Below are 9,064 nucleotides of genomic sequence, written 5' to 3'. Positions count from 1 at the left end.
AACGCAGCTGCGACGATGGTAGTGTGGCGCTTGCCATGCGAGAGTAGTTCACCGCCAGGCTCCCAATGCTAAGAAGCCCGCTCATAAGAGCGGGCTTTTTGCACTGTAAGTATTGCGATGAATCAACCGAGCAGGGTATCCCTCATGCGACCAGTTCGTCTGGAACGAACCGTAACGGCGCAGCCGGCCCGAAGAGGGGAGGGCTGGAATACAAATTGGCCGGGAGCCAATTTGGACCGCCGAAGGCGGGTCGCGAAGCGGCGAACCCCAGGGATGGGGTGAGCAATGTAGTTCACCGCCAGGCTCCTCCTCTAAGAACCCCGCCCTACAGCGGGGTTTTTGCTTTTTTAGTTCAAAAACCATCCTTGAGCTTGGCAACGAATGCGACGCGTTCGTCGGAAGCTAGCCGGAGCGGCGCATCTTGCCCGCAATACACCCGTTGACCGCTAGGCTCGTCCTCGAATAATGGAAGGGCATTAACATTAAGTAACGTCAAGCCACAATCAGAACACTCTTTGTCTAACCGCGGAATTCACAGAGTGCAGAATTGCTCATTTCCATAGATTTTCTGCACTGGATTGGTGCTTACACTCTGTGATTTTTTAGAAGGCACTCATGCATACCTCGATCAATCTCATCCATTAGTTATCGCTCATGTAGTGCATCAAGGCGCACAACAAAGTAGCAAAAATGCTAGCCGTTTAAGGCAAGGTAACGCAGGGTAAATTCAGTGGAAAGACCAGTTACTTTATGTTTTGATGGAGACGCAAGTAGTTGGGGGCATTATGGAATTACTACAAAAACTATCTATCAAACAAAAATTTTTATTCGGTGTCGGCGGCGCTATCGCGATACTTCTCGTTGCAACATCTTGGTTTACTGTTTACCACATCAGCCAGCTCACCCGAACTCAGGTCGAAGCTGAAGTTGGTAGTCTAGTTGAAAATGAAGCAGGGGGTATTCGTCGATTCTTTGGTGAATATACTCAGGTTGCCAGAACCTTTCTTGATAGTCCGCAGTTTCAGCAATGGTTTATTCAGTATCCAGCCCGCGGTGCTGAGCTGAAATCTGTACCAGGTTATGACAGCATCAATAATACATTTATCAGGATCAGTGATCGGGACCCTGTGATCCTTTCGGCATTTTTCGCATTGGACAGAACTGCAGAGTACTTTCGCGAAAACTCCCGCACTGGAGTCGACAAAGAGGGGCCTGATGCTGGGAAAGTCGATAAGGGATATTTCGCTACACAACGACCTTGGTACATTGAAAGCCTGCAGCAAAATACCTATTTCGTAGGTTCCCCTTCTGCAGACTTTACGACAGGAGTTGTCTCTGCTGTTGTGGAAGGGCCGGTGTACTTGCCTGATGGTACTTTGTTAGGTGTCGGGGGCTTGGATCTCCACCTGAATAAAATTGGCGAGCAAATCGAAAAAATCCAATACAAACAGGCGGGCATTCCATTTTTGCTCGACAGCAAAGGCCAAATAGTTCATCTGTCAGCAAAAGCTGGGCTGAAAGAACGCAAGCCCAATGATGATTTCGCCTTATTGGATACTGAGGCCGACACTTCAGGTTTTAAGCACATAGCAAACGCCGCCACGCAGAAAAAATCTGGCTTTATTCCTGTCGAATTTAAGGGCCATAGTTATTACGCTTCGTTTCAGCCGGTAGCGCAAGACTTTCCGAAAATGAGCTGGCAAGTGGGCCTGTTAATCCCGGCAGAACTCATTGAAGGACCCATCCAACAGGCTGTAAATTGGGCCTTGTTGTTCACTTTCCTTATATTAGCGGTGAGTACTATCGTCGTATTGGCACTGACTCAAGTGATCCTGAAACCGCTGGCTCAGCTGACCGTGGCTATGCAGGATATCGCTAGTGGCGAAGGGGATTTAACCAAGACACTTTCAGTGCAGAGCTCCGATGAAGTTGGCGTGCTTGCGACTCACTTCAATCAGTTTATCGGCAAGCTTCGGGGTTCCTTACAAAGCACCTCAGAGCAATCGGTTCAGGTTCACCAATCCAGCCGCCAGTTGAATCTGGTTGCTGCTCAGACTGACCAGGAAATTCAGAATAACAAACAGCAAATTGATGCAGTATCGGCTGCAGTGACAGAAATGTCGGCTACAGTGCTCGAAATAAGCCGCAATGCACAAGAAACAAGTTCTGCTGCAACTGCCGCACAGCAGCGCGGTTCTGAAGGCGTGGTGTTGTCCAAGGCGGCGTTGCAGGACATGTCTGTGCTGGCGACCACAATGTCGGAAGCGGTAGAGGTTGTGATTGGCTTGGCGAAAGAATCTGAGAACATAGGTGCCGTGGTTGATGTAATCAAAGCCATTGCTGATCAAACGAACCTTTTAGCACTCAATGCGGCGATAGAAGCGGCCAGGGCTGGCGAACAAGGCCGCGGATTCGCCGTGGTTGCGGATGAGGTCCGTTCGTTAGCCGGACGCACCAGTGAAAGCACCGGCCATATTCGCGCTATGGTCGAGAAGCTGCAAAGTATAGCGAAAGACGCCGAGCTGAAAATGCAGCAAGGGCGGGAGCAGACTCAGTTGAGTTCAGAGCGAGCCAAAACTATGCAAGGCGCATTAGAGGCTATTGGGAAGGCGATAGAAGTGGTCCAGCAGCAGAGTGCGCAGATTGCGGTGGCGACGCAGCAGCAGGGCGTTGTGGCTGAAGATATTAATCTGAATTTACACCGTATCACTCAATTAGTTGATACGACAGCTGCCCATGCAGCAGAACTTACGTCGGAAGCACAGCAGTTGGATCAGTCAGCTACGACCTTAAGTTCAGTGGTGTCTCAATTCAGGATCCACAGGTAGTTCAATTGTTTAAGGCTGACGCTTGAGCGTCAGCCTTATTTCTTTATTTTAAAAATTCTGCAGACAGCTTCAGCTCGTCATTCAAATTTACACCAACCCCTCTGTTGATGATGTTCTGGGCGATTTCTTTCGCTTCATCCAGTGAGTGCATCTGGGCAGTACCACACTGATAAATATTCAGCTCCGGAATTTCGTTTTGGGTTTGCACCTGAAGCACATCGGCCATGGCTGCTTTCCAGGCTTCGGCGACGCGTTGTTCGTCCGGCGTACCAATCAGGCTCATATAAAAGCCAGTACGGCAACCCATTGGCGAGATATCGATAATCTCAACGTCAGCTCCATTTAAGTGGTCACGCATAAAGCCGGCGAACAAATGCTCCAGCGTGTGAATGCCTTTCTCCGACAGGATTTCCTGGTTCGGCACGCAAAAACGTAAATCAAACACAGTGATGGCGTCGCCTTTTGGCGTATTCATTTTTTTAGCTACCCGCACAGCAGGCGCTTTCATAATGGTGTGGTCAACGGTAAAGCTATCGAGTAAAGGCATAGTCTGTCTCTTTTGTTTCAACGCAGCTAGCAGGAATTATACGCGTTCGCTAGCAGATTTGCGGTAGAAAATTCAGAGCATACATATTTAATGTTTGCATAAGCTATGCCGCCAAATTGCGGTTTATCCGGGACATTTGCTGCTTTATCGCGCAAATAGAAAAAATTTTCAGAAAATAACCTTGAATCAAATAGGGATAAGCCCCATTAACGGTTCAACACAATATTAATTGTTCAGATTAAGTAGCGGAGAGCAGTTATGGGTAGAATTATCGGTATTGACTTAGGTACAACAAACAGCTGTGTGGCCATTTTAGATGGTGACAAGCCTCGGGTTATCGAAAACGCAGAAGGTACGCGTACTACGCCTTCGATCATCGCTTATGCCGATGACGGCGAAGTATTAGTGGGCCAGCCGGCCAAACGCCAGGCAGTGACGAACCCGAAAAATACCCTGTTTGCCATCAAACGTCTGATTGGTCGTCGTTTTGAAGACGCTGAAGTACAACGCGATATCAAAATTATGCCTTTCCAGATTGTTAAAGCTGACAATGGGGATGCATGGGTTGAAGTTAAAGGCAAAAAGCTGGCTGCTCCGCAGATTTCAGCTGAAGTGCTGAAAAAGATGAAAAAGACGGCTGAAGATTATCTGGGCGAGCCAGTGACTGAAGCTGTTATCACAGTACCTGCATACTTCAACGACGCGCAGCGTCAGGCGACAAAAGACGCTGGCCGCATCGCGGGTCTGGAAGTGAAACGTATCATCAACGAACCAACTGCAGCCGCACTGGCTTACGGCATGGACAAGAAAAAAGGCGACACCAAAATTGCGGTGTATGACTTAGGTGGTGGTACTTTCGATATCTCTATCATTGAAATTGATGATGTCGATGGCGAGCAAACTTTCGAAGTTCTGTCGACCAATGGCGATACTCACTTAGGTGGTGAAGACTTCGACTCTCGCCTGATCAACTATCTGGTGGATGAGTTCAAGAAAGAGCAGGGCATTGACCTGCGCAACGACCCACTGGCAATGCAGCGTCTGAAAGAAGCCGCGGAAAAAGCCAAAATTGAGCTTTCGTCTGCTTCTCAGACCGAAGTGAACCTGCCGTATATCACTGCAGATGCCACTGGTCCTAAACACTTAAACATCAAAGTGACCCGCGCCAAGCTGGAATCTCTGGTGGATGACCTGGTTGCCCGTACTATTGAGCCGTTAAAGCAAGCTCTGAAAGATGCAGACCTGTCAGTCAGCGACATTGACGATATTATCCTGGTTGGCGGTCAGACCCGTATGCCAAAAGTACAGGAAGCGGTTGCAGCGTTTTTCGGTAAAGAAGCCCGTAAAGACGTGAACCCGGATGAAGCTGTGGCTGTAGGCGCGGCAATTCAGGGTGCTGTACTGTCAGGTGATGTCAAAGACGTACTGTTGCTGGACGTAACACCACTGTCTCTGGGTATCGAGACTATGGGTAGCGTAATGACAGCCCTGATTGAAAAGAACACCACCATTCCGACTAAAAAGTCGCAAGTGTTCTCAACAGCAGATGACAATCAATCGGCTGTGACCATCCATGTACTGCAAGGTGAACGTAAGCAGGCATCTGCCAACAAATCACTGGGTCAGTTTAACCTGGAAGGTATTCGTCCGGCCCGTCGTGGTGAACCACAAATCGAAGTGACTTTCGACCTGGATGCTGACGGTATTCTGCATGTGTCGGCCAAAGACAAAGACACGGGTAAAGAGCAGAAGATCACCATCAAAGCCTCTTCAGGTTTAAGCGATGACGAAATCCAGCGTATGGTACGTGATGCCGAGCTGAATGCGGAAGAAGACAAAAAGTTCGAAGAACTGGTACAAACCCGTAATCAGGCTGATGCGTTAATCCACGGTACCCGCAAGCAAATTGAAGAAGTCGGTGCAGAACTGGCAACCAACGACAAGCAAGAGATCGAAGCAGCCATCAGTGCGCTGGAAGCTGTGATCAAAGGCAGCGACAAAGCAGAGATTGAAGCCAAGACTCAGGCGTTGCTGCAAGCAGGTCAGAAACTGGCAGAAGTTGCTCAGCGTAAAGAGCAACAAGCCGGTGGTGCTGAACAGCCGAAAAATGCTGGCGGTGATGACGTCGTTGACGCTGAGTTCGAAGAAGTGAAAGACAACAAGTAATCATTGTGTCGTCGTCAGCCTGTCTTTAAGATGCGCTGACACTCAGAGTCAATCCGAGCGGCCGCCTTTGTGCGGTCGCTCCTTTATAAGATGAGCTGTTATGTCGAAACGTGATTATTACGAAGTTCTCGGCGTTGCCAAAGGCGCCGATGAGAAAGAAATCAAAAAGGCCTATAAGCGACTGGCGATGAAGTATCACCCTGACCGGACTCAGGGCGATAAAGCCATGGAAGAAAAGTTTAAAGAGGTTCAGGAAGCTTACGAAATCCTGTCCGATGACCAGAAGCGTGCAGCCTACGATAAGTACGGTCATGCCGGCGTTGACCCGAATCGCGGCGGTGGTGGCGGTGGTGCTGACTTTAATGATATTTTCGGCGACGTATTCGGCGATATCTTTGGTGGTGGCCGCCGTGGTCAATCCAGAGCACAGCGCGGCTCTGACTTACGGTACAACCTGGAGCTGAGCCTGGAAGAGGCGGTGAAAGGCAAGTCGGTTGAAATCAAAGTGCCCACCTGGGTCAGCTGTGACAGTTGTGACGGTTCAGGCGCTAAAAAAGGAACTCAGGCTAAATCGTGTCCAACCTGTCATGGGGCCGGTCAGGTGACTATGCGTCAGGGCTTTTTTGCCGTACAACAAACCTGCCCTACTTGTAGTGGCCGCGGCAAGATCATCCCGGATCCATGCTCTAAATGCCATGGCGACGGCCGGGTAGAGAAAACCAAAACGCTTTCGGTGAAAATCCCTGCTGGCGTGGATACCGGTGATCGCATCCGTCTGGCTGGCGAAGGCGAAGCCGGAATGTTTGGTGCTCAGGCGGGCGACTTGTATGTGCAGGTGCATGTAAAAGACCACCCGATCTTTGTGCGGGATGGGAATAACCTGTACTGCGATGTGCCTATCAGTTTCAGCACTGCAGCCTTAGGTGGCGAAATCGACGTACCGACGCTGGATGGCCGGGTTAAGCTGAAGATCCCGGCTGAAACTCAGACCGACAAAATGTTCCGCTTACGTGGCAAAGGTGTGCAGTCGGTGCGCGGCGGAGGTGTCGGTGATCTGGTCTGTAAGGTTGTGGTGGAAACACCGGTTAACCTCAGCGAACGTCAGAAGGAATTGCTGCGCCAGCTGGACGAAAGCTGGATCGGTGACAGCGAAGGCAAACACCGGCCCAAATCCAAAGGATTTTTCGACGGTGTGAAAAAGTTCTTTGATGATTTAACCGGTTAAGTACCAATTCAGCAAACCACCATAAGGTGGTTTGTTGTTTTTGAAGTAGCAGTTAATTCATGTTGGCCTTGATGCCAACAGATGCAGGAGGGAAGTTATGCGTCATTTTACTTATGCCTTGCTGGCGGTTTCTGTATTGCTGGCCAGTTGTGCCCATTCGCCGACGGGCCGGCGACAACTGATGCTGTTTGATGAGAGTAAGTTAAGCGCCATGGGCTCTCAGACCTTCGAAGGCATGAAAAAAGAGACACCGGTCAGCAGCAATAAAAAAATCAACCAGTACGTGCAGTGTGTTGCCAATACCCTGATTAAGCAGACCGATGCCAAATGGCAACAAAGTCCATGGGAAGTGGTGGTATTTGAAGACGATCAGGTCAATGCCTTCGCATTACCCGGCGGCAAAATTGGGGTTTATACAGGGTTGCTGCTGGTGGCAGAAAACCAGCATCAACTGGCCGCTGTGATCGGGCATGAAATTGCACACGTCATGGCCGGTCATAGCAACGAGCGATTGTCGAGCGACCAATTTATTCAAACCGCTCTGACCGTTGCTGACAGCGCTTTGGCGGCGACAGGTTCACAGTATCAACAGCAACTGATGACTGCTTTTGGGGTGGGCGCTCAAATTGGCGTTGCGTTGCCGTTTAGCCGTACTCATGAAAGTGAAGCGGATATTATCGGGTTGGATTTAATGGCGAAAGCCGGTTTTGAACCTGCGCAGTCCGTGAAGCTTTGGCAAAACATGGCGGCTAAAGGCAGCGGTGGCACACCACAGTTTTTGTCGAGCCACCCGGTGCCAGAAAACCGGATCAAAGCCTTAGATGCACATATGGCGGTGGCAGAGGGGTACTTTCAGCAGCGTCGCAGTCAGGGAGCATTACCGGCCTGCAGTAAAGGCTAAGCTCGCTGCTGGGTGAATACATTCAGTAAAACAATAAACAAGCCCGCAGCATGCGGGCTTGTTTATTCAAGAGTGCTTATTTGGTTTTCTCAAAGGCAATGCGCAGTAGGGCAAACAGCGCCAATAACAGGCAGTAATAACTTTGGGTCACCACATCCCAGGGCGATAAACCAAAGCTGGCTCCCAACAACAGGGCCTGAGCGCCGTAAGGCACCAAACCTTGTGCAATACAGGCAAACACATCCAGCAGGCTCGCACTGCGTTTGGCACTGATCTGATGTTCTGTGGCAATTTGTTTGCTGACTTCACCAGCCACTACAATGGCGACTGTATTGTTGGCAATACAGAGGTTGCTGACAAACACCAAAGCAGCAATGGCCAGTTGCTGGGCTTTATTCCCAGCCAGGCGCAGTTTTTCGGCATAACTGCTGATATGCTGCGATAAATAATCCAAGCCACCTTGTTGCTTAATAAATTCGCCCAAAGCGCCGACCAGCATCGACAGCAGGAAGATTTCCTGCATTGAGCCAAAGCCTTTGTAGATATCTTTCCCCAAGCCTGCGACATCGTAGTTGGCAAACAGTGCGCCCTGCAGCGCAGCCAGCACAATGCCCAACAGCAGCACGGCAAACACATTTAAGCCAGCGACGGCCAGGATCAGAATGGCTGCGTATGGCAGTACGCCTGTCCAATTGAATTCATTGACCGTTACCTGACTTTCGTTTTGGCCGATCAGCACAAAAATGACTAAGGTCAGCAATGCCGCGGGTAGGGCTATTTTCAGGTTTTCACGGAATTTATCTTTCATCTGCGCACCTTGAGTGCGGGTTGAGGCAATGGTGGTGTCTGAAATGATCGACAGATTGTCGCCAAAAATGGCGCCGCTGAGCAGTACACCAGCCACCAGCGCCGGCTCCAGACCTGCTTGTTGGGCCAGACCTACCGCAATAGGAGCCAAAGCACCGATAGTACCCATTGAGGTGCCCATGGCGGTAGCGACCAAGCCAGAAATCACAAACAGTCCGGGCAACAAAAATTGCGCAGGAACCAAGGACAGGCCTGCATTGACTACTGCGTCAACACCGCCAGTGGCCTGCGCGACAGCGGCGAAGGCACCGGCTAACAAGTAGATAAAACACATGGTGATGATATTGCTGTTGCCTGCGCCGCGCACAGCAACCTCAATCGCGTTATTTAATGGTGCTTTAAACAGCCAGATGGCCAGTACTAAAGCGGGAATGATGGCGACAGGCCCAGGCAGCTGGTAAAAAGCGTAGTCAACACCTTGCGATTGCAGGTAAAGGCCGGTGCCTAAAAATAGTGCTACAAACAGCAGCATCGGCAGTAACGACAGACGTGCCTGCTGTTTTTCCGAATGAGTCATTCGTTATCCTCGT

General features: G+C 50.1%; 6 protein-coding genes. 4 read left to right on the top strand and 2 right to left on the bottom strand.

Going from position 1 to position 9,064, the window contains the following annotated elements:
* Positions 1-785 precede the first annotated feature (785 nt).
* Complete coding sequence (locus ACFO3I_RS08860; protein ID WP_377333440.1) at positions 786-2,828, top strand: methyl-accepting chemotaxis protein; 2,043 nt, start codon at positions 786-788, stop codon at positions 2,826-2,828.
* 43 nt (positions 2,829-2,871) lie between these two features.
* On the opposite strand, the gene luxS is transcribed toward ACFO3I_RS08860, so the two are convergent.
* Positions 2,872-3,375 carry an S-ribosylhomocysteine lyase gene (gene luxS / locus ACFO3I_RS08855; protein ID WP_377333438.1) on the bottom strand — a complete coding sequence of 168 codons (504 nt, stop codon included), beginning with the start codon at positions 3,373-3,375 and terminating at the stop codon, positions 2,872-2,874.
* A 258-nt stretch (positions 3,376-3,633) separates the two neighbouring features.
* On the opposite strand from luxS, the gene dnaK reads away from it, so the two are divergent.
* The 3 genes from dnaK (at position 3,634) to ACFO3I_RS08840 (ending at position 7,667) form a co-directional block, all read left to right on the top strand.
* Positions 3,634-5,541: a molecular chaperone DnaK gene (gene dnaK / locus ACFO3I_RS08850; RefSeq protein WP_377333436.1), complete on the top strand. Its 1,908-nt coding sequence runs from the start codon at positions 3,634-3,636 to the stop codon at positions 5,539-5,541.
* Positions 5,542-5,641: 100 nt separating this feature from the next.
* Positions 5,642-6,766: a molecular chaperone DnaJ gene (dnaJ, locus tag ACFO3I_RS08845; protein WP_377333434.1), complete on the top strand. Its 1,125-nt coding sequence runs from the start codon at positions 5,642-5,644 to the stop codon at positions 6,764-6,766.
* Positions 6,767-6,863: 97 nt separating this feature from the next.
* Positions 6,864-7,667: a M48 family metallopeptidase gene (locus ACFO3I_RS08840; RefSeq protein ID WP_377333432.1), complete on the top strand. Its 804-nt coding sequence runs from the start codon at positions 6,864-6,866 to the stop codon at positions 7,665-7,667.
* 76 nt (positions 7,668-7,743) lie between these two features.
* Here ACFO3I_RS08840 and ACFO3I_RS08835 read toward each other — a convergent pair whose 3' ends face one another.
* Complete coding sequence (locus ACFO3I_RS08835; protein WP_377333430.1) at positions 7,744-9,051, bottom strand: Na+/H+ antiporter NhaC family protein; 1,308 nt, start codon at positions 9,049-9,051, stop codon at positions 7,744-7,746.
* Positions 9,052-9,064: the final 13 nt, after the last annotated feature.

Origin of the sequence: Rheinheimera marina (assembly GCF_042654345.1) — a bacterium.
Taxonomy (GTDB): domain Bacteria; phylum Pseudomonadota; class Gammaproteobacteria; order Enterobacterales; family Alteromonadaceae; genus Pararheinheimera; species Pararheinheimera marina.
This window is presented reverse-complemented; position numbering and strand designations above follow the sequence as displayed.